Here is a 21,072-nt window from a genome sequence, read left to right as displayed (position 1 = left end):
TAGGAGAGGATGCCTGAAAGGCACAGTCTTTGTGCATCGCAGCAGCGAATTTCACAACTGCGCAAATTGCATTATGAAATGCGTTTTGTGCAATCGTGACAGGCGCAGTACGTCGGCCGCTGACCAATGGGTAACGGCAGCTGTCGATCGGCGATGTGAGAAGATCTGGCAGGAGTGCTCGGATTCGAACCGAGGGCCTTCGGTTTTGGAGACCGACGCTCTAACCAACTGAGCTACACTCCTGTGCGGTGGCGGGCTCTAGCGCCATGTCCGCGGCAGGGCAAGCACCTGTTCATGCCCGACGCACGATTGTCGAACGTGCAACCAATCTGGCGTCGGGTTCAGGGCAGGGTGGGGTGATCCCCGTGTTGACCGCGGCTGACTCCTGACCTATAGGCGCGCCCTGTTCTTCGGGAGTCTTTCCCGCCGGGCATGCTTGAACATTGCTGGATGCATTCCAGGGCCTGAGGAGCGTTTTGCGCTTCCTAGGGTCCTTTTTGTATTCTCAGGCGCCTCAATGGCTCCAGCAAAGTAACCATTTGAAAGGTGAAGGCTTCAATGCCGACGATCAACCAGCTGGTCCGCAAGGGCCGCGATCCGCAGAAGGCCAAGTCGAAGGTCCCTGCGATGGAAGCCAACCCGCAGAAGCGCGGCGTTTGCACCCGCGTCTACACGACGACCCCGAAGAAGCCGAACTCGGCTCTGCGCAAGGTGGCCAAGGTTCGCCTGACCAACCAGCGCGAAGTCATCAGCTACATCCCGGGCGAGGGCCACAATCTTCAGGAGCATTCGGTTGTCCTGATCCGTGGCGGTCGTGTCCGCGATCTTCCCGGTGTTCGCTATCACGTCCTGCGCGGCGTGCTCGATACACAGGGTGTGAAGGACCGGCGTCAGTCGCGTTCCAAGTACGGCGCCAAGCGTCCGAAGTAAGCCGATCAATGCCAACCGACGCAAGTCGGCACTGGTATGTTTGATCACACAGGCTGAAGTTTAGAAGGAATATAAAATGGCACGTCGTCGTCGTCCCGAAAAGCGGGTCATCCTGCCTGATCCCAAGTTCGGGGATGAGGTTCTGTCGAAGTTCATGAACAGCGTCATGCTGGACGGCAAGAAGTCCGTCGCAGAGCTGATCGTGTACGGTGCATTCGAAACCGTCGAGAGCCGCGCCAAGCGCGACCCGATCGGCGTTTTTCACGATGCGCTCAACAACGTGAAGCCGGGCATCGAAGTCCGTTCGCGTCGCGTCGGTGGTGCAACCTACCAGGTTCCCGTCGAAGTGCGTCCCGAGCGTGCACAGGCGCTGGCAATCCGCTGGCTGATCGGTGCGGCACGTTCGCGCAGCGAGAACACGATGGCCGCACGGCTGTCGGGCGAGCTGATGGACGCGGCCAACAACCGCGGCAACGCGGTCAAGAAGCGCGAAGACACGCACCGGATGGCAGAAGCCAACCGTGCATTCTCGCACTACCGCTGGTAACAGCGGGCTTCGAAGCCTAGCATTGGTAACCGTGTCACGGGCGGTCTTTCGCCCGTAACGCAAACACCTATATATTGGGGAGCCGGCACGTTCGGCTCCCCATATCCTTAAGGAAGCACGATCATGGCCCGCAGCCATCCGCTCGACCGTTACCGCAACATCGGCATCATGGCGCACATCGACGCCGGCAAGACGACGACGACCGAGCGCATCCTCTATTACACCGGCAAGTCCTACAAGATCGGCGAAGTGCATGAAGGCACCGCGACGATGGACTGGATGGAGCAGGAGCAGGAGCGCGGGATCACGATCACGTCGGCTGCAACCACCTGCAAGTGGCGCGCCGAAGAAGGTAAGGGTGAAGAGCACCTTATCAACATCATCGACACCCCGGGCCACGTCGATTTCACGATCGAAGTCGAGCGTTCGCTGCGCGTCCTCGACGGCGCGGTCGCGTGCTTCGACGGCGTTGCCGGTGTCGAGCCGCAGTCCGAGACCGTGTGGCGTCAGGCTGACAAGTACGGCGTGCCGCGCATGTGCTTCGTCAACAAGCTCGACCGCACCGGTGCCGACTTCTACTTCTGCGTCGGCTCGATCATCGAGCGTCTCGGTGCGCGCCCGGCGGTCCTGTACCTGCCGATCGGCATGGAAGGCGGCTTCAAGGGCCTGGTCGACCTCGTCGAGAACCGCGCGATCATCTGGCTCGAAGAGAGCCTGGGCGCGAAGTTCGAATATCAGGACATCCCGGCGGACATGGCCGACAAGGCCGCGAAGTATCGCAGCGACCTGATCGAGATGGCTGTCGAGCAGGACGATGCTCTGATGGAAGCCTATCTTGAGGGTAACGAGCCCAGCGTCGCCGACCTCAAGAAGCTGATCCGCAAGGGTACGCTCAGCATGGCGTTCGTCCCCGTGGTCTGCGGTTCGGCGTTCAAGAACAAGGGCGTCCAGCCCCTGCTCGACGCCGTGGTCGACTATCTGCCGTCGCCGCTCGACGTTCCCGCGATTCAGGGTCTGAAGCTCGACGGCGTGACGCCGGACGAGCGTCCTTCGTCGGACGAGGTTCCGTTCTCGGCACTGGCGTTCAAGATCATGAACGATCCGTTCGTCGGCACGCTGACCTTCGCCCGCATCTATTCGGGCAAGCTGGAGACCGCATCGCAGGTCACCAACTCGGTCAAGGACAAGAAGGAAAAGGTCGGCCGCATGCTGCTCATGCATGCGAACAGCCGTGAGGACATCCAGGAAGCGTTCGCGGGCGACATCGTCGCTCTCGCAGGCCTCAAGGACACCACGACGGGCGACACGCTTTGCGCGATGAACGCACCGATCATCCTCGAGCGGATGGAATTCCCCGAGCCCGTGATCGAGCTGTCGGTGGAGCCGAAGACCAAGGCCGACCAGGAGAAGATGGGCGTCGCGCTCAATCGTCTCGCACGCGAGGATCCCTCGTTCCGCGTGTCGTCGGACCCCGAGTCGGGCCAGACCATCATCAAGGGCATGGGCGAGCTCCATCTCGAGATCCTGGTCGACCGCATGAAGCGCGAGTTCAAGGTCGAGGCCAATGTCGGCGCTCCTCAGGTCGCGTATCGCGAATATCTGAAGAAGCCGGTCGACGTCGACTACACGCACAAGAAGCAGTCGGGCGGCACCGGCCAGTTCGGTCGCGTGAAGGTCAAGGTCACGCCGGGCGAGCGCGGTTCGGGCATCACGTTCAAGGACGAGATCAAGGGCGGCAACATTCCGAAGGAATATCTGCCCGCGATCGAGAAGGGCTTCCGCGAGACCGCTGCTTCGGGTTCGCTGGTCGGCTTCCCGATCATCGATTTCGAGATCGTGCTGTATGACGGCGCGTATCACGACGTCGACTCGTCGGCTCTGGCGTTCGAAATCTGTGCACGTGGCGCAATGCGCGAAGTGGCGCAGAAGTCGGGCATCACGCTGCTCGAGCCGGTCATGAAGGTTGAGGTCGTCACCCCGGAGGACTATCTGGGCGACGTCATCGGCGACATGAACAGCCGTCGTGGCCAGATCCAGGGCACCGACAGCCGCGGCAACGCGCAGACGGTCGAGGCGATGGTGCCGCTGGCCAACATGTTCGGCTATGTGAACTCGCTCCGCTCGTTCACGCAGGGCCGCGCGCAATACTCGATGCAGTTCTCGCATTATGATGAAGTGCCGCAGAACGTCGCTGACGAGGTGAAGGCGAAACTGGCCTAACCCTTTAAGGGGGTAGGGCTAGCGTCAGGCTTTAACAGCCGCTATGGGGCCGCGTTCGCGCGGTTCCCGGTGTGGCACCGGAATACGAATCAGAAGGTAGGAAACAATGGCCAAGGCAAAATTTGAGCGGAACAAGCCGCATCTCAACATCGGCACCATCGGTCACGTCGATCATGGCAAGACGTCGCTCACCGCTGCGATCACGAAGGTTCTGGCAGAGACGACCGGCGGTACCGCTGTCGACTTCGCAAACATCGACAAGGCACCCGAGGAGCGCGAGCGCGGCATCACGATCTCGACCGCACACGTCGAGTACGAGACGGCCAACCGTCACTACGCGCACGTCGATTGCCCGGGCCACGCCGATTATGTGAAGAACATGATCACCGGCGCAGCCCAGATGGACGGCGCGATCCTCGTCGTTTCGGCGACCGATGGCCCGATGCCGCAGACCCGTGAGCACATCCTGCTCGCACGCCAGGTCGGCGTGCCCGCAATGGTCGTGTTCATGAACAAGGTTGACCTGGTCGACGACGAGGAAATCCTCGAGCTGGTCGAGATGGAAATCCGCGAGCTGCTCAGCTCGTACGACTTCCCGGGCGACGACATCCCCGTCATCAAGGGTTCGGCAACCTGCGCGCTGTCGGGTTCGAACCAGAAGCTCGGCGCCGACGCCGTCACCGAGCTGATGCAGGCCGTCGACGACTACATCCCGCAGCCCGAGCGTCCGCTCGACAAGCCGTTCATGATGCCGATCGAGGACGTGTTCTCGATCTCGGGTCGTGGTACGGTCGTCACCGGCCGCGTCGAGACCGGCATCGTCAAGGTTGGCGAGGAAGTCGAGATCGTCGGTATCCACCCGACCGTTCGCAAGACCACGGTCACGGGCGTCGAGATGTTCCGCAAGCTGCTCGACCAGGGCCAGGCTGGCGATAACGTCGGCGCGCTGATCCGCGGCGTCGCTCGCGACGAAGTCGAGCGTGGCCAGGTGCTCTGCAAGCCGGGCACGATCAAGCCGCACACCGACTTCAATTCGGAAGTGTACGTGCTGTCGAAGGAAGAGGGTGGCCGTCACACGCCGTTCTTCGCCAACTACCGCCCGCAGTTCTACTTCCGTACGACGGACGTGACCGGCACCGTCGAGCTGCCTGAGGGCACCGAGATGGTCATGCCAGGCGACAACGTGTCGCTCGGCATCAAGCTGATCGCACCGATCGCCATGGACGTGGGCCAGCGCTTCACGATCCGCGAAGGCGGCCGTACCGTCGGTGCAGGCGTCGTCAGCCAGATCGACAAGTAAGCATCCGCTCCTTCGGGAGATGATCGAAAAGAGCCCGGCTTCTCGCGAGAGAGGCCGGGCTTTTTCGTGTTTGGACGTGCTAAAGTTGGAAATCCGGCTAGCTGCAATATTTGCCTCATGCTTGCGCACGTTGTTGCGAGATCTGCCACTAGGCGGACGACGAGCCCGGCAGTTATCCCTTGACCAAGGCCGAACAGTGCGATGTCCAAACCAGGTCGTCAGTTCATTTCTAGGATTGTTGCTGCTTGTGACATAGATGCGGAACGATATTCGCAGACTGGGGGCCCTGCCTATGGAGCATGACTACACGGCGCTAGGGCTATCGCTTGATGCAGGCAGCTGGGCCGATTGGTTCGCGGGCACCATGTCTCTCGGGGCGGTCGTTACTGCCCTTATGGGCTACTGGGTCGTTCACCGGCAGCGGGTCGCAGACCTTAACGATCGAGAAAAGCGCGTTGCAGAATCGGTCGGTTGGAACGCTCTTCAAACTTTCAACGATACCGCGACTATCGCAAAACATCTGAAGGAGAGCCTGGAGGCTGATGTCGACGTCAGGTTTCAGGGGCGGAAATTTGCACGCGTGGGTCCACTCGGAATACCGAGCAAGCCCACCGCCGATTTGAACCAGGAAGAGGTCGGCCTTTTGCTGAAAGCGAGAGCGCCAGAATTGTTGATGGAGCTTCAAGATGCGATCGCGCGCTATGACTCAATCCGCTTTGCTATGCAGGAATATAAAAGTCGGCATGAGGCACTCTATCAATTAATGCCGACACCGATTGCAACGGACGGTGCTCGTATGACACACGAGCTGACGAGAGAAGAGCATGACAAGGTGACGCCCTACGCGGTCATGCTCGATGTTTTGCTGGAAAGCATCATCGATTTGGTTGCGGAGGGAGTTGAGAAGGGGGCTTCTCTATTGATTCTTTATGGTGGCGCCGTGAAGGTCTACTTCGGGGCGTGGCACTTGGAATTCTCAAAAGACGTTGCCGTAGCCGATTTGACCGTGTTCCGATCGATGCCGTTGGATCGTTCTAAGGTGTCGCCTTAGGTGTTTAGCCTGATGCGAAATGCGCTGCGACTGCCATCAGAGACGGCAGCATGCTGCGGAAAAACCGAGGCCCCCCGGTTGCATTTCACCCGACTCTCCCGTAATGGCCCGCCTTCGGTTTAAACATCAACCAGCAAGAGCCCGGAAACGGGCCCGCTCTTTCGCATCGGTAGGGACTATGGACAGCAATATCCGCATTCGTCTGAAGGCGTTCGATCACCGTGTGCTCGATCAGGCCACTGGCGACATCGCCGACACCGCACGCCGCACCGGCGCGCTCATCCGCGGTCCGATTCCCCTTCCGACGCGCATCGAAAAATTCACCGTGAACCGCGGCCCGCACATCGACAAGAAGTCGCGCGAGCAGTTCGAGGTGCGCACGTACAAGCGTATGCTGGATATCGTCCAGCCGACGCCGCAGACGGTCGATGCGCTGATGAAGCTGGACCTCGCCGCTGGCGTTGACGTCGAGATCAAGCTCGCCTAAGGGCGAGCGCGGCGCGGTCGACCGGTAACGGTCCCGCGCCGTTCGACATTGGGATACCGCCGTCGGTGCAAACTGACGGGGCAGCGTCCCCCGTCACGTTCCTGCTTTCGCAGGAACACCAGCCCGGGACGGGGCGCGTTTCGTATTTACCGGGTTGATCCGACTCCATTCAGGGCTTTTGCCGGGGATGGGGTCAGGTGGATGCATCATGGAGCTTGCTCCGGACATGGTCCGCAAGCCCCCGAGGAATAGTCCGACGGGGCCTCTGTCTAGGAAGGGACAAGATCATGCGTACTGGCGTGATCGCGAAGAAGATGGGGATGACCCGCCTGTTCCAGGAAGATGGTCGGCATGTGCCGGTCACCGTTCTGGCACTTGAAGGCAATCAGGTCATTTCCGTTCGCGAAATGGATCGTGACGGCTACACCGCCGTCCAGCTTGGTGCAGGCGTTGCCAAGTCGAAGAATGTCGCAAAGCCGCAGCGCGGCCATTTCGGCAAGGCCGAAGTGGAGCCCAAGGCTGTCGTCCATGAGTTCCGTGTGAACGCAGACGGCCTGCTCGACGTTGGCGCCGAGATCTCGGCCGACCATTATGTCGCAGGCCAGATCGTCGATATCCAGGGCAAGACCCAGGGTAAGGGCTTCCAGGGCGGCATGAAGCGTTGGGGCTTCGGCGGTCTGCGGGCAACCCACGGCGTGTCGGTCTCGCACCGTTCGCTCGGTTCGACCGGTCAGCGCCAGGATCCGGGCAAGGTCTTCAAGAACAAGAAGATGGCCGGCCACATGGGCGACAAGTATCGCACCCAGCAGAACCTCGAGATCGTATCGACGGACGTCGAGCGTGGTCTCCTGTTCGTCAAGGGTTCGGTTCCTGGCTCCAAGGGCGGCTGGCTCTTCGTCAAGGACTCGGTCAAGGTCGCGCGCCACGCCGACGCACCGTTCCCCGCCGGTCTCAGGACCGCCAACAGCAACACCGCAGCAGACACGCCGGCCGAAACGACCGACGCACCTGCAGCCGACGGCCAGGAGGGCTGAGCGTGAAGATCAAGCTTTCATCTTTCGCCGGCACCGAGGGCGCGGACATCGAGCTCAACGACGAGATCTTCGGTCTCGATCCGCGCGCCGACATCCTGCACCGTGTGGTCACCTGGCAGCTCGAGAAGCGTCGCGAGACGGCTCGTGGCACCCGTGAGCGTGCAGACGTCGCTCGCACCGGCAAGAAGTTCGGTCGCCAGAAGGGCGGCGGTACCGCACGTCACGGCGATCGCCGCGCACCCGTGTTCATCGGTGGTGGTAAGGCTCACGGCGCTCGCGTCCGTGACTTCAACCCGTCGCTGAACAAGAAGGTTCGCGCGCTCGGTCTGCGCATGGCGCTCAGCAGCCACGCTAAGGCGGGTTCGCTGGTCATCATGGACAGCCTGGCTGTCGAGGGTGGCAAGACCAAGACGCTGCAGGGCGATCTCGCCAAGCTCGGCTTCGGCAAGCGTGCGCTCGTCATCGACGGCGACATGGTCGACACCAGCTTCGCATTCGCTGCGGGCAACCTGTACGAAGTGAACGTGATGCCGGCAGCCGGCGCCAACGTTTACGACATCCTGAAGCATGACACGCTGGTGCTGACGCGCGCCGCTGTCGAAAAGCTGGAGGCGCGCTTCCATGGCTAAGAAGCAGAAGGCGGGCATCGATAATCGTCATTACGACGTTATCCTGGCCCCGCACATCACCGAGAAGACGACGACTCTGTCGGAGCACAACGCGGTGGTGTTCAAGGTGTCCAACGACGCCACGAAGCCCGAGATCAAGGCGGCCGTAGAGGCGCTGTTCGACGTGAACGTCGTCGGCGTGAACACGCTCGTCCAGAAGGGCAAGACCAAGAAGTGGAAGGGCACGAACTACTCGCGCTCCGACATGAAAAAGGCAATCGTGACGTTGAAGGACGGTCAGTCCATCGACGTGACGACGGGGATCTGAGGCCATGGCACTCAAGCATTATAATCCGACATCGCCGGCACGCCGCGGTCTCATCCTGGTCGACAAGTCGTCGCTCTGGAAGGGCAAGCCCGTCAAGGCGCTGACCGAAGGCAAGCACAAGACCGGCGGTCGTAACAACAAGGGTCATGTGACCTCGCGCGGCATCGCCGGCGGTCACAAGCAGAAGTACCGCTACATCGACTTCAAGCGTCGCAAGTGGGACGTCGAAGGCACTGTCGAGCGGATCGAGTATGATCCCAACCGCACCGCGTTCATCGCCCTGGTCAAGTACCCGGACGAAGAGCTCGCCTACATCCTGGCGCCGCAGCGTCTGGCCGTTGGCGACAAGGTCCTCGCGGCCAAGAAGACCGACGTGAAGCCAGGCAATGCCATGGAACTCGGTCAGATGCCGGTCGGCACCATCGTCCACAACGTGGAGATGAAGCCGATGAAGGGTGGCCAGATCGCCCGTTCGGCCGGCACGTATGTGCAGGTCGTCGGTCGCGACAAGGGCATGGTGATGGTCCGCCTGAACTCGGGCGAGCAGCGCTACATCCGCAGCGATTGCATGGCGACGGTTGGCGCGGTTTCGAACCCCGACAATCAGAACCAGAACCTGGGCAAGGCAGGGCGTTCGCGCTGGCTTGGTATTCGTCCGCTGACGCGCGGCGTCGCCAAGAACCCGGTCGACCATCCGCACGGCGGTGGTGAAGGCCGCACCTCGGGTGGCCGTCATCCGGTCACGCCGTGGGGCAAGCCGACGAAGGGTGCGCGCACGCGTCACAACAAATCGACCGACAAGATGATCATCCGGTCGCGTCATTCGACGAAGAGGAAGGGCTAACATGGCTCGTTCAGTCTGGAAGGGTCCGTTCGTGGACCTTCATCTGCTCAAGAAGGCAGAAACCGCCCAGGACACCAACGCGCGTTCGCCGATCAAGACCTGGTCGCGTCGCTCGACGATCCTGCCGTCGTTCGTGGGCCTCACGTTCAACGTCTATAACGGCCGCAAGTTCGTGCCGGTCTCGGTCAACGAGGACATGGTCGGGATGAAGCTGGGCGAGTTCGCGCCCACGCGCTACTTCCCCGGCCACTCCGCCGACAAGAAGGGCAAGCGCTGATGTCTAAGCAAGTCAGCCCGCGCAAGGTCGCGGACAACGAGGCGCTTTCGGTCGGTACGCAGATCCGCGGTTCCGCACAGAAGCTCGGCCTCGTCGCTGCGCTCATCCGTGGCAAGAAGGTCGGCGATGCGATGAACATCCTCGCCTTCTCGACCAAGGGCATGGCGATCGAAGCCCGCAAGGTGTTGGCCTCGGCCATCGCCAATGCGGAGAACAACCACAACCTCGACGTCGACTCGCTGGTCGTCGCCGAGGCATCGGTTGGCAAGTCGATCACGATGAAGCGCTTCGCGACCCGCGGCCGCGGCAAGTCGACCCGCATCCTCAAGCCATTCAGCCGTCTGCGCATCGTCGTGCGCGAGCAGGAAGAAGCATAATGGGTCAGAAGAGCAACCCCATCGGTCTGCGTCTGCAGATCAACCGTACCTGGGATAGCCGCTGGTACGCCGAAGGCGCCGACTATGGTCGGCTCCTGCTCGAGGATCTCAAGATCCGCGCATATATCATGAAGACGCTGCCGCAGGCTGCGATCTCCAAGGTTGTGATCGAGCGTCCGGCCAAGCTGGCCCGCATCTCCATCTTCGCTGCACGCCCCGGCGTGATCATCGGCAAGAAGGGTGCGGACATCGAGAAGCTGCGTTCGACGATCGGCAAGATGACGTCGTCGACCGTGTCGCTGAACATCGTCGAGATCCGCAAGCCGGAAGTCGATGCGCGTCTCGTTGCACAGGGCATCGCCGATCAGCTCGAGCGTCGTATCGCCTTCCGTCGCGCCATGAAGCGTGCGGTTCAGTCGGCGATGCGTCTCGGTGCCGAAGGCATCCGCGTGAACTGCGGCGGCCGTCTTGGCGGCGCCGAGATCGCACGGTCGGAGAGCTATCGTGAGGGTCGGGTTCCGTTGCACACGCTGCGCGCGAACATCGATTATGCCGAGGCTACGGCGCACACGTCTTACGGCGTTTGCGGCGTGAAGGTCTGGGTCTTCAAGGGCGAGATTCTCGGCAACGATCCGACGTCGTACGACCGCATCATGATGGAGGCTCAGACCTCCGGCGTGCGGCCGCAGCGCGACGATCGTCGCTAAGGGGCAGGAACAGACATGCTGCAACCAAAAAAGACCAAGTTCCGGAAGGCCTTCAAGGGCAAGATTTCGGGCGACGCCAAGAGTGGCTTCTCGCTCAATTTCGGCTCCTACGGCCTGAAGGCCATGGAGCCCGACCGGATCACCGCACGCCAGATCGAGGCGGCCCGCCGCGCGATCACGCGTCACATGAAGCGCCAGGGGCGTTTGTGGATCCGCATTTTCCCAGACCTTCCGGTCTCGGGAAAGCCAGCCGAAGTTCGCATGGGTAAGGGCAAGGGCGCGCCGGAATATTGGGCCGCTCGCGTCAAGCCGGGTCGGATCCTGTTCGAGCTCGACGGCGTCGACGGCAAGATCGCCGCCGAGGCATTCGAGCGGGCGGCCATGAAGCTGCCGATCAAGGTAAAGGTCGTTGCCCGCCTGGGCGACACCTCGCATCTGGGAGGCGAGTAAGATCATGGCTCGTATCGACGACATTAAGGCCAAGAGCGACGACCAGCTGTCGGAGTCGCTTGGTGAACTGAAGCGCGAGCAGTTCAACCTGCGCTTCCAGGCCGCCACGAACCAGCTCGAAAAGCCGAGCCGCGTTCGTGAGGTCCGCCGCGACATCGCTCGCATCAAGACCCTGCAGGCTCAGCGCACCAGCGCTGACGCCGCGAAGTAAGGAACACATCATGCCGAAGCGCGTGCTGACCGGTCTGGTCGTGTCCGACAAGGGCGACAAGACGGTGGTCGTGAACGTCGAGCGTAAGGTGAAGCACCCGCTCTACGGGAAGATCATCCGTCGCTCGAAGAAGTATCATGCTCATGACGAGAGCAACGAGTTCAAGCAGGGCGAGACCGTGCGGATCGAAGAGACCGCACCGATCTCCAAGCTGAAGACCTGGAAGGTGATCGAGCGGGTCAACACCCACGCGACGCCGGAGCGGGCTTCGGCCGAGGGCTGAATCAAACATGAGGGCAGGGGGGCAACTCCCTGCGCTCTTGTTTTCGTAAACGGGAACGGCTAAGCGGCCGCTCCTCCCCGCTGCGGATTCGTCCGCGGCGGGGTGATTTTTTAGGCGGGGTTCGGTCGGTATCGACCCCAGAGACAGAGAAGGGATACGGATCCATGATCCAGATGCAGTCCAATCTCGACGTCGCTGACAACAGCGGCGCGAAGCGGGTGCAGTGCATCAAGGTGCTTGGGGGTTCCAAGCGTCGTGTTGCAGGCGTTGGCGACATCATCGTCGTTAGCATCAAGGAAGCGCAGCCACGGGGCCGTGTGAAGAAGGGCGACGTTCACCGCGCGGTGATCGTGCGTACCGCCAAGGATATCCGCCGTGCAGACGGTACGGTCATCCGCTTCGACGGCAACGCCGCGGTGCTGGTCAACAAGAACGAGGAGCCGATCGGCACCCGTATCTTCGGCCCAGTCGTTCGCGAGCTGCGTGGCAAGAAGCACATGAAGATCATCAGCCTTGCGCCGGAGGTGCTGTAATGGCGAGCCAGCGTATCAAGAAGGGTGACAAGGTCATCATCCTGTCCGGCAAGGACAAGGGCAAGACCGGCGAAGTCACGATGTCGATGCCGAAGACCGACAAGGTCGTCGTCTCGGGCGTGAACATCGCCGTGCGCCACACCAAGCCGACCCAGGGTGACCCGCAGGGTGGCCTGGTCCGCAAGGAAGCGCCGATGCACGTCTCGAAGGTCGCGCACGTGACCGCAGACGGCAAGCCGACCCGCGTCCGCTTCGAGGAGCAGGATGGCAAGAAGGTCCGTGTCGCCGTCAAGACCGGGGAGAAGATCAATGGTTGATCAGAACACCGCCGCTGGCGCCGAGGCCGCCTACACGCCGCGCATGCGGAAGATGTATGATGAGACGATCATCAAGGCGATGACCGAAAAGTTCGGCTACAAGAACGTCATGGAGATCCCCCGGATCGACAAGATCGTGCTGAACATGGGTGTCGGCGAGGCGACGCAGGACAAGAAGAAGGTCGACCAGGCAGCTCAGGAAATGGAGCTGATCGCCGGCCAGAAGCCCGTTGTGACCAAGGCCAAGAAGTCGATCGCGCAGTTCAAGCTGCGTGAGGGCATGCCGATCGGCGTGAAGGTTACCCTTCGCCGCGAGCGCATGTACGAGTTTCTTGACCGTTTCATCACGATCGCTCTTCCCCGCGTCCGCGATTTCCGCGGTCTCAACCCGAAGAGCTTCGATGGCCGTGGCAACTATGCCTGCGGTATCAAGGAGCAGATCGTGTTCCCAGAAATCAGCTATGACCGGGTCGACAAGGTCCGCGGCATGGATGTGATCGTGACGACGACCGCCAAGACCGACGACGAGGCTCGCGAGCTTCTCCGTCTCTTCGGCTTCCCGTTCCCGATCGAAGACGACGCTGCCGACGAGAAGAAGGCAGCTTAACTACCAACCGCCGCCCTTGACCTCGTGTCACGGGCGGCGCTTCAGGAAAGAAAGAACTTAAGTCGATGGCGAAACTGAGTTCAGTCAACAAGAACGAGCGCCGCAAGCGCATGGTCAAGCAGTATGCCCCGAAGTACGCGGCACTGAAGGCAATCGCAGCGGACAAGACGCTCGACGATGGTGAGCGTCTGATCGCTCGCCTCAAGATGGCGGCAATCCCGCGCAACGCGAACCCGACCCGCATCCGTAACCGGTGCGAGCTGACCGGTCGCCCGCGCGCATATTACCGCAAGTTCCGGCTCTGCCGTATTCAGCTGCGCGATCTGGCCAACAAGGGCCTGATCCCCGGCGTCACGAAGTCGAGCTGGTAAGGACTACATCATGGCAGTGACCGATCCCCTGGGTGATTTGCTCACCCGTATCCGTAATGGCCAGCGCGCGAAGAAGGACTCCGTCCTGACTCCGGCGTCGAAGCTGCGCGTCCGCGTGCTCGACGTTCTGCAGCGTGAAGGTTATATCCGTGGCTATAGCGAAGAGCAGATGGGCCCCGCGGCCGGCCTTCGCATCGAGCTGAAGTATTTCGAGGGCCAACCTGCGATCAAGCATGTCGCGCGCGTCTCGAAGCCCGGCCGTCGCGTCTATTCCGGTTCGCAGGAACTTCCCCGCGTCCGCAACGGCCTCGGCATCACCATCGTCTCGACGCCCCGCGGCGTGCTTTCGGATTCCGAAGCACGTGAGCAGAACGTCGGCGGCGAAGTCCTCGCGGAGGTGTTCTGATGAGCCGTATTGGTAAGAAGCCGGTCACCGTACCGGCGGGCATCACGCCGACGATCGAGGGCAAGCAGCTGACGATGAAGGGCCCCAAGGGGACCCTGAAGATGCCGCTGCGCGACGAGATCAGCTACACGATCGAAGACGGCGGCATTTCGGTGCAGCCGGCCAACGACACCAAGCGCGCTCGCGCGTTCTGGGGCATGCAGCGGACCATGGTGCAGAACCTGGTCACCGGCGTGTCGGAAGGCTTCACCAAGAAGCTGCTGATCAGCGGCGTCGGCTATCGTGCCGCAGCCCAGGGTCGCAACCTCAAGCTGCAGCTCGGCTACAGCCATGACGTCAACATCGACGTGCCCGAGGGCATCGAGGTGAAGACGCCGGACAACACGACGATCGAGATCTCGGGTTCGGACAAGCAGATGGTTGGCCAGCTGGCCGCGGAGATTCGTCAGTGGCGCAAGCCCGAGCCGTACAAGGGCAAGGGCATCAAGTACGACGGCGAGTTCATCTTCCGCAAGGAAGGGAAGAAGAAGTAATGACCAAGGGACTTTCTCTTTTCGCCAAGCGGCGTCGCCGCAACCGTACCGCGCTGCGCGCACGCGCGGGCACCCGCCCTCGCCTGTCCGTGCATCGCTCGGGCAAGCACATCTATGCCCAGGTGATCGACGATGCCGCCGGCACGACGGTCGCTTCGGCCTCGACGCTGGAGAAGGACGTGCGCGGCACGTCCGGCGCCAACATCGACGCGGCGACTTCGGTCGGCAAGCGCGTCGCCGAGGCTGCCAAGGCAGCGGGCGTGACCCAGGTCGTGTTCGATCGCGGCGGCTTCCTCTACCACGGTCGCGTGAAGGCTCTTGCCGATGCCGCGCGCGAAGCCGGATTGGAGTTCTAAGACATGGCTGACGAAAACAACACGCCAGCGGTAATCGCACCCGAGACGACCGCACAGGACGTCACGGCTCAGAACGTGCCCCAGAGCACCGGATACCAGGGCAACAGCGGCGGTGGCCGTGGTCGTCCGGGTGGCGGCGGCGGTGGCGGTCGTGGTGGCCCCGGCGGCAACCGTGGCGGTGGCCCCGGTGGCAACCGTGGTGGTCGCGATGGCGGTCGTGGCGGTCGTGACAATCGTGGCGGTCGTCCGGGTTCGGACGATGGCGGCGAAGAGCTGATCGAGAAGCTGGTGCACATCAACCGCGTCTCGAAGACGGTCAAGGGCGGCAAGCGCTTCGGCTTTGCAGCACTCGTCGTCGTCGGCGACGGCAAGGGCCGTGCAGGCTTCGGTCATGGCAAGGCACGCGAAGTGCCGGAAGCCATTTCGAAGGCGACGGCAGCTGCCAAGAAGAAGATGGTTCGCGTTCCGCTCAAGGACGGTCGCACGCTGCATCATGACGGCAACGGTCACTTCGGTGCCGGCAAGGTCACGCTGCGGTCGGCGCCTCAGGGTACGGGCATCATCGCCGGTGGCCCGATGCGCGCCGTCTTCGAGTCGCTGGGTGTCGCAGACGTCGTGACCAAGTCGGTCGGCACGTCGAACCCCTACAACATGATCCGCGCAACGTTCGAAGCCCTTGGCGAGCAGACCTCGCCCAAGGCCGTCGCACAGCGTCGCGGCAAGAAGATCGCCGACCTGCTCGGCCATGGTGGTTCGAAGACCGCCGAGGCCGATGCAGCTGCGATCACGGAGTAAGCGATCATGGCTACCATCAAGATCACGCAGACCGGGTCGCCGATCCGCCGCGAGAAGGACCAGCGCGCAACGCTGGTCGGTCTCGGTCTGAACAAGATGCACAAGACCCGCGAGCTGGAAGACAGCCCAGAGGTCCGCGGCATGATCCGCAAGGTGCAGCACATGGTGTCGGTCGAAGGCTGAGCCTTCACGACCCACGTGACAAATACGGGAAAGGGGGCTAACGGCCCCCTTTCTTATTCCAGAATCCAACCCGGTTTTTCAACCAGCGCGTAACAAGCGAAAGCGAGTGCATTACCATGAAGCTCAACGAACTCCGCGATAACGAAGGTGCCCGTAAGTCCAAGATGCGCGTCGGACGCGGCATCGGCTCGGGCAAGGGCAAGACCGGCGGCCGCGGCCAGAAGGGCCAGAAGAGCCGTGAGGGCGTGTCCATCGCCGGCTTCGAAGGCGGCCAGATGCCGCTCCACATGCGTCTGCCTAAGCGCGGCTTCAACAACATCTTCCGCAAGGACTTCGCAGAGGTCAACCTCGGCGCGATCCAGCTCGCGGTTGATGCCGGCAAGATCGAGGCGAACGCCACGCTCGACCACAACGCGCTCAAGGCCGCTGGCCTCGCACGCGGTGGCAAGGACGGCGTCCGCCTCCTCGCCAAGGGCGAGCTGACCACGGTCCTCTCGTTCACCGTCGACGGCGCGTCGAAGGGCGCGATCGAGGCGGTCGAGAAGATCGGCGGCAAGGTCGAGGTGATCCACTTCGTCCCCGCAGCCGAGAAGGCTGCCGCCAAGAAGGGCGTGAAGTACAAGGAGCGTGCGGCGCACAAGGCGTCGTTCAAGGCCTGAGCCGGACGAGAAAGGGGGCGGGTGCGAGAGCGCCGGCCCCTTTTTTTTATATGCCTGACCTGGCGGCTTCCTGTCGCCCGCTTTCGACCCGCCCGTTTTTCAGGACCACCCTTCCTCCGTTCGCCCTGAGCGTAGTCGAAGGGTACGTCACCTGGGGCAACGTCCTTCGACTTCGCGCAGGACGAACGGGGCAGGGGGCGACCGAGCGCCCCTCGGGCTCGCATAACGCACCTAGGCATTAGACAAGCGCGCTCCTGCGCCTATATGAGCGGCGGGGGCGGTCACAACGCTTCCCGCCTTCTTTGTTTCCAGGACGATCACACGTATGGCATCCGCAGCCGACCAGATGGCGCAAAGCGTCAGCCTGTCCAAATTCGCCAAGGCGACCGATCTCAAGAAGCGGTTGTGGTTCACGATCGGCGCCCTGATCGTCTTCCGCCTGCTCAGCTATGTTCCGTTGCCGGGTGTCGACCCGACCGCGCTGGGCCTGTTGTCGCAGCAGACACAGGGCGGCGTGCTCGACTTCTTCAACACCTTCTCGGGTGGCTCGCTCAGCCGCATGTCGCTGATCGCGCTCGGCGTGATGCCCTACATCACCGCCTCGATCGTGGTGCAGCTCGCGACCTCGCTGAGCCCCACGCTTGCCGCGATCAAGAAGGACGGCGAATCAGGCCGCAAGCGGCTGAACCAGTATACCCGCTACGGCACGGTCGGCCTGACCGCGGTGCAGGGCTATTTCATCGCCGTCGGGCTCGAGACGCTCGGCGCGAACCAGGGCATCGCCGCGGTGATCGAGCCGGGCATGACCTTCCGCATCGCGGCGGTCATCTCGCTGATCGGCGGCACGATGTTCCTGATGTGGCTCGGTGAGCAGATCACCAGCCGCGGCATCGGCAACGGCGTCTCGCTGATCATCATGGCGGGCATCGTCGCGCATCTGCCGACGACCCTGGTGAACTTGCTCGAGGGCGGCCGTTCGGGCAGCCTCGACCCGATCAAGCTGATCGGCATCATCGTCGCGGTCGTCCTCCTCGTCCTGTTCATCTGCTTCATGGAGCGCGCGCAGCGTCGCATCCTGATCCAGTATCCCAAGCGCCAGACGCAGCGCGGGATGCAGGCCGATCGCAGCCATCTGCCGCTGAAGATCAACACCGCGGGCGTCATCCCGCCGATCTTCGCCTCGTCGCTGCTGCTGATGCCGCTGACGATCTCGCAGTTCGCCGGACAGCGCGTCGCGGGTGAGTCGCAGTGGGGCGATTTCATCATCACCCTCAACCAGTATCTGCAGCACGGCAGCCCCGTGTACATGCTGCTCTACGGTGCCGGCATCATCTTCTTCTCGTTCTTCTACACCGCGATCGTCTTCAATCCCGAAGAGACGGCGGACAATCTGAAGCGGCATGGCGGGTTCATCCCCGGCATCCGTCCGGGCAAGAACACCGAGAACTATTTCGATTACGTACTGACGCGCATCACCGTCATCGGTGCCGCCTATCTGACGATCATCTGCCTGCTGCCCGAATATCTGGTCACGGCGCTGTCGATCCCCTTCTATCTCGGCGGCACCAGCCTGCTGATCGTCGTCAACGTGACGATGGATACGGTGACACAGATCCAGAGCCATCTGCTCGCGCATCAATATGGCGACCTGATCAAGAAGGCGAAGCTGAAGGGCGGTCGACTTCGCTAAGTTGCGGGGTTACCGGTTTATAATCCTGCACGAACGAGGGGAGTGCGTTTCGTGAATATCATCCTTCTTGGCCCGCCAGGCGCGGGCAAGGGCACGCAGGCCGCGACGCTCGTGGCCGAACGCGGCATGGTCCAACTGTCCACCGGCGACATGCTGCGCGCTGCGGTCGCAGCGGAATCGCCCGTCGGCCTTCAGGCGAAAGCCGTGATGGCCGCCGGGGGCCTGGTCAGCGACGACATCGTGTCGGGCATCATCGGTGAGCGGCTCGACCAGCCCGATACCGCAAACGGCGTGATCTTCGACGGCTATCCGCGCACCGCGGCCCAGGCCGAGGCGCTCGACGGGCTGCTTGCAGCCCGGGGCCGTACGCTCGATTACGTGATCGAGCTCGGTGTCGACGAAGCCGCACTGATCGACCGCGTGGTCGGCCGGTATACCTGTGCCAACTGCGGCGCCGGCTATCACGATCGGTTCAAGCAGCCGGCGGTTGCCGGGGTCTGCGACGTGTGCGGCTCGACCGAGTTCAAGCGCCGTCCCGACGACAATGCCGAAACCGTCAAGACGCGGATGGCCGAATATCGCGCCAAGACCGCGCCGATCCTGCCGATCTACGATGCGCGCGGGCTTGTACGCCGCGTCGACGGGATGGCGGACATCGGCCATGTCGGCGTCGCGATCGCAGCGATCCTCGACGACCGCTGATTGGACGATCACCGGCCCGAACATGACAGGTTTGTCATGTTCGGGTCATCCCCCTGTCGAGTGCCCGATCCTAAGAGACACGTGTCGCCCGAAAGAGCGGCGCGAGTTTCCAAAGATCGGTGCCCGTCACTCCCGGGGGTACCGTGGGGGCCGGCGGGAAGTGATTTCCGCCGGCCTTTCCGTTATGGGACAGGGGAAAGCGATGACGCCGTGAACCGCAAGATCCTGATAGTCGAAGATGATGTGTCCACCGCGAGCTATCTCGCAAAAGGACTGACCGAAGCGGGCTACGCCGTCGAGACCTGTGGCGATGGGCGTGACGGACTGTTTCTTGCCAGCGAGGGGATCTTCGACCTCATCATCGCCGACCGGATGCTGCCGGGGCTCGACGGCCTCGCCATGGTCAGCGCGGTCCGCGCGGCCGGCATCGTCACCCCGGTTCTCATCCTCTCCGCGCTCGCGGCGGTCGACCACCGCGTCGACGGGCTGAAGGCCGGGGCCGACGACTATCTGTGCAAGCCCTTCTCGTTCGCGGAACTGTCGGCGCGTGTCGAGGCGCTGGTGCGCCGGTCGGACCGGCTGGCGAGCGACCCGCAAAAAACCAAGCTGTCGGTCGGCGATCTCGAGATCGACCTGCTTTCGCGCGTCGTGTCGCGCGGCGGGCACACCATCCCGCTGGGTGCGCGTGAATTCAACCTGCTCGAATTCCTCGCCCGGCATGCGGGGCAGGTCGTGACGCGGACGATGATGCTCGAAAAGATCTGGAACTATCACTTTGATCCAGGATCGAACGTCGTCGACGTTCATATCGGGCGGTTGCGGCGCAAGCTCGAGGACGGGTTTCCGACGCCGATCCTCCATACGGTACGCGGGGCAGGATACCGGCTCGCCATGGAGGGCTGAACCGCGATGCGCCTGTCGGTCACCGCGCGGATCGCGCTGCTCGCGATCATGCTGTCGCTGGTGTCCAATCTCGCGCTGATCGGCTTCGTCTGGAAACAGACCAGCGCCGATGCGATCGATGCGATCCGGCGCGAGACCACCGAACAGTCTGATGCGCTGCGCACCGTCTGGCAGGTCGGCGGTATTCCCGAACTGCGCCAAGCGATCGACGAGGCGGTCAGCCCCGGCGACGTCTCGCTGGTACTCGCGCTCGTCGACGCGGACGGACGAACCGTCCAGGGAGTCGCGCCTGCGCGGCTGACCGTGCCGCTGCGGATGACCCGCTTCAGGATCGCCCGGCTTGGCGACGACGCGTTGTGGAACGCGCGCGAGACGGGGTACGCGCTGTATCCGATCGGCCGGCAATGGCTGCTGACCGGCCGCAACCTCGACCTGATCGCGGCGGAGGAACGTGCGATGGAGCGCGCGCTGGCCTTCGCCATCACGCTGTCGCTCGCGCTCGGCATCGTCGGAGGACTCGTTCTCGCGCGCTATGTCGGTCGGCGTCTCGACGGGATAGCGAGCGTAGTCGAGGCCGCGGGCGAGGGGGACTTGTCACGCCGGGTGGCCGTGGTCGCGGGTGGCGGTGACGCGTTCGACCGGCTGGCCGCGCGGCTGAACGTCATGCTCAGCAAGCTTGAGGGGGTGATGGCCGAGCTGCGCGTCGTGACCGACAGCCTGGCGCACGACCTGCGCTCGCCGCTGGCACGGTTGCGGACCAAGACCGAGCAGGCGGTGCTGATCGCGGACCCCGACGCGCGTGAAGTGGCATTGGGCGGGTTGCTGACCGAGACCGACCTGGTCATGCGGATGTTGACGATGGTGATCGAGATCAGCCGGTCGGGATCGGTGTCGCGCGACCGGTTCATCCAGGTGTCGCCTGCGAATCTGCTCGAGGAGATCGGTGAGCTCTATGCCCCGGTCGCCGAGGATGCCGGCCTGAGCTTCGACGTGGCGATCGACGATCGGCCACCGGCCATGGCGTTGCACCGCGAACTGCTAAGCCAGGCGATCACCAACATGATCGACAACGCGCTGCGGCACGGGGCCAGCGGCGGCACGGTGACGCTTCGCCTGCTCGAGCGCGGTGACGGCGTCGCGATCCAGGTCGAGGATCGCGGGCCCGGAATCGCGGTGGCGGACCACGCGCAGGCGCTCAAGCGGTTCGGGCGGCTCGACAGCGCACGCACTACCCCGGGGGCGGGGCTGGGCATGGCGCTGGTCGAGGCGGTCGCGCGGCTGCATGACGGGCGGTTCGAACTGGGGGACAATGCGCCCGGCCTCGTTGCGCGGATCGTCCTGCCAGTCTGACTGCGAGCGGGGA

Annotated in this window: 30 protein-coding genes and 1 tRNA gene; 30 read left to right on the top strand and 1 reads right to left on the bottom strand. The window is 62.9% G+C overall.

Annotation, left to right across the window (positions count from 1 at the left end; translation table 11 throughout):
• Positions 1-166: 166 nt before the first annotated feature.
• Positions 167-243 (bottom strand) — tRNA-Trp (locus IFT87_RS09455).
• 315 nt (positions 244-558) lie between these two features.
• On the opposite strand from IFT87_RS09455, the gene rpsL reads away from it, so the two are divergent.
• From rpsL to IFT87_RS09305, 30 genes are all read left to right on the top strand, one after another.
• On the top strand, positions 559-930 hold the full coding sequence (gene rpsL, locus IFT87_RS09450; protein ID WP_010164594.1) for a 30S ribosomal protein S12: 372 nt from the start codon (positions 559-561) through the stop codon (positions 928-930).
• Positions 931-1,006: 76 nt separating this feature from the next.
• Positions 1,007-1,477, top strand: a complete 471-nt coding sequence (gene rpsG, locus IFT87_RS09445) for a 30S ribosomal protein S7 (RefSeq protein ID WP_031393769.1) — start codon at positions 1,007-1,009, stop codon at positions 1,475-1,477.
• 123 nt (positions 1,478-1,600) lie between these two features.
• Positions 1,601-3,697: an elongation factor G gene (gene fusA, locus IFT87_RS09440; protein ID WP_192008285.1), complete on the top strand. Its 2,097-nt coding sequence runs from the start codon at positions 1,601-1,603 to the stop codon at positions 3,695-3,697.
• A gap of 106 nt (positions 3,698-3,803) precedes the next feature.
• On the top strand, positions 3,804-4,997 hold the full coding sequence (gene tuf, locus IFT87_RS09435; RefSeq protein WP_031393767.1) for an elongation factor Tu: 1,194 nt from the start codon (positions 3,804-3,806) through the stop codon (positions 4,995-4,997).
• Positions 4,998-5,289: 292 nt separating this feature from the next.
• Positions 5,290-6,048: a hypothetical protein gene (locus IFT87_RS09430; protein WP_192008283.1), complete on the top strand. Its 759-nt coding sequence runs from the start codon at positions 5,290-5,292 to the stop codon at positions 6,046-6,048.
• A 178-nt stretch (positions 6,049-6,226) separates the two neighbouring features.
• Positions 6,227-6,535 (top strand): 30S ribosomal protein S10, encoded by a 309-nt coding sequence (gene rpsJ, locus IFT87_RS09425; protein ID WP_007406109.1) that lies wholly within the window; start codon positions 6,227-6,229, stop codon positions 6,533-6,535.
• A gap of 287 nt (positions 6,536-6,822) precedes the next feature.
• Complete coding sequence (gene rplC, locus IFT87_RS09420; RefSeq protein WP_037529216.1) at positions 6,823-7,569, top strand: 50S ribosomal protein L3; 747 nt, start codon at positions 6,823-6,825, stop codon at positions 7,567-7,569.
• A 2-nt stretch (positions 7,570-7,571) separates the two neighbouring features.
• The gene (gene rplD / locus IFT87_RS09415) at positions 7,572-8,198 is read left to right on the top strand and encodes a 50S ribosomal protein L4 (RefSeq protein ID WP_031393764.1); all 627 of its coding nucleotides are present in this window, start codon (positions 7,572-7,574) and stop codon (positions 8,196-8,198) included.
• A complete protein-coding gene (locus IFT87_RS09410) occupies positions 8,191-8,505 on the top strand; it encodes a 50S ribosomal protein L23 (RefSeq protein ID WP_031393763.1) in 315 nt (104 codons plus the stop codon). Before rplD ends, IFT87_RS09410 begins: the two co-directional genes overlap by 8 nt.
• Positions 8,506-8,509: 4 nt before the next feature.
• On the top strand, positions 8,510-9,349 hold the full coding sequence (gene rplB, locus IFT87_RS09405; RefSeq protein WP_031393762.1) for a 50S ribosomal protein L2: 840 nt from the start codon (positions 8,510-8,512) through the stop codon (positions 9,347-9,349).
• Between the two features lies 1 nt (position 9,350).
• The gene (rpsS, locus tag IFT87_RS09400) at positions 9,351-9,626 is read left to right on the top strand and encodes a 30S ribosomal protein S19 (protein ID WP_031393761.1); all 276 of its coding nucleotides are present in this window, start codon (positions 9,351-9,353) and stop codon (positions 9,624-9,626) included.
• Positions 9,626-10,003 (top strand): 50S ribosomal protein L22, encoded by a 378-nt coding sequence (gene rplV / locus IFT87_RS09395; protein WP_037529220.1) that lies wholly within the window; start codon positions 9,626-9,628, stop codon positions 10,001-10,003. Before rpsS ends, rplV begins: the two co-directional genes overlap by 1 nt.
• Positions 10,003-10,710 carry a 30S ribosomal protein S3 gene (rpsC, locus tag IFT87_RS09390; protein ID WP_031393759.1) on the top strand — a complete coding sequence of 236 codons (708 nt, stop codon included), beginning with the start codon at positions 10,003-10,005 and terminating at the stop codon, positions 10,708-10,710. The genes rplV and rpsC overlap by 1 nt, the downstream gene beginning before the upstream one ends.
• Positions 10,711-10,725: 15 nt before the next feature.
• On the top strand, positions 10,726-11,160 hold the full coding sequence (gene rplP / locus IFT87_RS09385) for a 50S ribosomal protein L16 (protein ID WP_031393758.1): 435 nt from the start codon (positions 10,726-10,728) through the stop codon (positions 11,158-11,160).
• Positions 11,161-11,164: 4 nt separating this feature from the next.
• On the top strand, positions 11,165-11,371 hold the full coding sequence (gene rpmC, locus IFT87_RS09380; RefSeq protein WP_192008282.1) for a 50S ribosomal protein L29: 207 nt from the start codon (positions 11,165-11,167) through the stop codon (positions 11,369-11,371).
• Between the two features lie 10 nt (positions 11,372-11,381).
• Positions 11,382-11,654 (top strand): 30S ribosomal protein S17, encoded by a 273-nt coding sequence (gene rpsQ / locus IFT87_RS09375; RefSeq protein WP_031393756.1) that lies wholly within the window; start codon positions 11,382-11,384, stop codon positions 11,652-11,654.
• 164 nt (positions 11,655-11,818) lie between these two features.
• Entirely contained in the window at positions 11,819-12,187 is a 369-nt protein-coding gene (gene rplN / locus IFT87_RS09370) for a 50S ribosomal protein L14 (RefSeq protein ID WP_031393755.1), read from the top strand.
• Complete coding sequence (rplX, locus tag IFT87_RS09365; RefSeq protein WP_031393754.1) at positions 12,187-12,504, top strand: 50S ribosomal protein L24; 318 nt, start codon at positions 12,187-12,189, stop codon at positions 12,502-12,504. The genes rplN and rplX overlap by 1 nt, the downstream gene beginning before the upstream one ends.
• Positions 12,497-13,111 (top strand): 50S ribosomal protein L5, encoded by a 615-nt coding sequence (rplE, locus tag IFT87_RS09360; RefSeq protein ID WP_037529226.1) that lies wholly within the window; start codon positions 12,497-12,499, stop codon positions 13,109-13,111. The genes rplX and rplE overlap by 8 nt, the downstream gene beginning before the upstream one ends.
• 65 nt (positions 13,112-13,176) lie before the next feature.
• A complete protein-coding gene (gene rpsN, locus IFT87_RS09355) occupies positions 13,177-13,482 on the top strand; it encodes a 30S ribosomal protein S14 (RefSeq protein ID WP_031393752.1) in 306 nt (101 codons plus the stop codon).
• Between the two features lie 10 nt (positions 13,483-13,492).
• Positions 13,493-13,888: a 30S ribosomal protein S8 gene (gene rpsH / locus IFT87_RS09350; RefSeq protein ID WP_031393751.1), complete on the top strand. Its 396-nt coding sequence runs from the start codon at positions 13,493-13,495 to the stop codon at positions 13,886-13,888.
• A complete protein-coding gene (gene rplF, locus IFT87_RS09345) occupies positions 13,888-14,421 on the top strand; it encodes a 50S ribosomal protein L6 (protein WP_031393750.1) in 534 nt (177 codons plus the stop codon). The genes rpsH and rplF overlap by 1 nt, the downstream gene beginning before the upstream one ends.
• Complete coding sequence (gene rplR / locus IFT87_RS09340; protein WP_031393749.1) at positions 14,421-14,777, top strand: 50S ribosomal protein L18; 357 nt, start codon at positions 14,421-14,423, stop codon at positions 14,775-14,777. Before rplF ends, rplR begins: the two co-directional genes overlap by 1 nt.
• A 3-nt stretch (positions 14,778-14,780) precedes the next feature.
• Positions 14,781-15,572, top strand: coding sequence for a 30S ribosomal protein S5 (gene rpsE, locus IFT87_RS09335; protein ID WP_043156692.1), 792 nt, complete (start codon positions 14,781-14,783; stop codon positions 15,570-15,572).
• 6 nt (positions 15,573-15,578) lie between these two features.
• A complete protein-coding gene (gene rpmD / locus IFT87_RS09330) occupies positions 15,579-15,755 on the top strand; it encodes a 50S ribosomal protein L30 (protein ID WP_031393747.1) in 177 nt (58 codons plus the stop codon).
• Between the two features lie 116 nt (positions 15,756-15,871).
• Positions 15,872-16,414, top strand: coding sequence for a 50S ribosomal protein L15 (rplO, locus tag IFT87_RS09325; protein ID WP_031393746.1), 543 nt, complete (start codon positions 15,872-15,874; stop codon positions 16,412-16,414).
• Between the two features lie 325 nt (positions 16,415-16,739).
• Positions 16,740-18,104 carry a preprotein translocase subunit SecY gene (gene secY / locus IFT87_RS09320; RefSeq protein WP_031393745.1) on the top strand — a complete coding sequence of 455 codons (1,365 nt, stop codon included), beginning with the start codon at positions 16,740-16,742 and terminating at the stop codon, positions 18,102-18,104.
• Positions 18,105-18,155: 51 nt separating this feature from the next.
• The gene (locus tag IFT87_RS09315) at positions 18,156-18,806 is read left to right on the top strand and encodes an adenylate kinase (protein WP_037529375.1); all 651 of its coding nucleotides are present in this window, start codon (positions 18,156-18,158) and stop codon (positions 18,804-18,806) included.
• A gap of 210 nt (positions 18,807-19,016) precedes the next feature.
• The gene (locus IFT87_RS09310; protein ID WP_192008280.1) at positions 19,017-19,709 is read left to right on the top strand and encodes a winged helix-turn-helix domain-containing protein; all 693 of its coding nucleotides are present in this window, start codon (positions 19,017-19,019) and stop codon (positions 19,707-19,709) included.
• 6 nt (positions 19,710-19,715) lie between these two features.
• Positions 19,716-21,059, top strand: coding sequence for a sensor histidine kinase (locus tag IFT87_RS09305; protein WP_037529232.1), 1,344 nt, complete (start codon positions 19,716-19,718; stop codon positions 21,057-21,059).
• Positions 21,060-21,072 lie beyond the last annotated feature (13 nt).

The sequence above is a fragment of the Sphingomonas sp. CFBP 8765 genome (genome assembly GCF_014841445.1).
Lineage (GTDB): Bacteria > Pseudomonadota > Alphaproteobacteria > Sphingomonadales > Sphingomonadaceae > Sphingomonas > Sphingomonas aerolata.
Note: the sequence above shows the minus strand (reverse complement) of the source record. Positions and strands in the feature narration are given on the sequence as shown.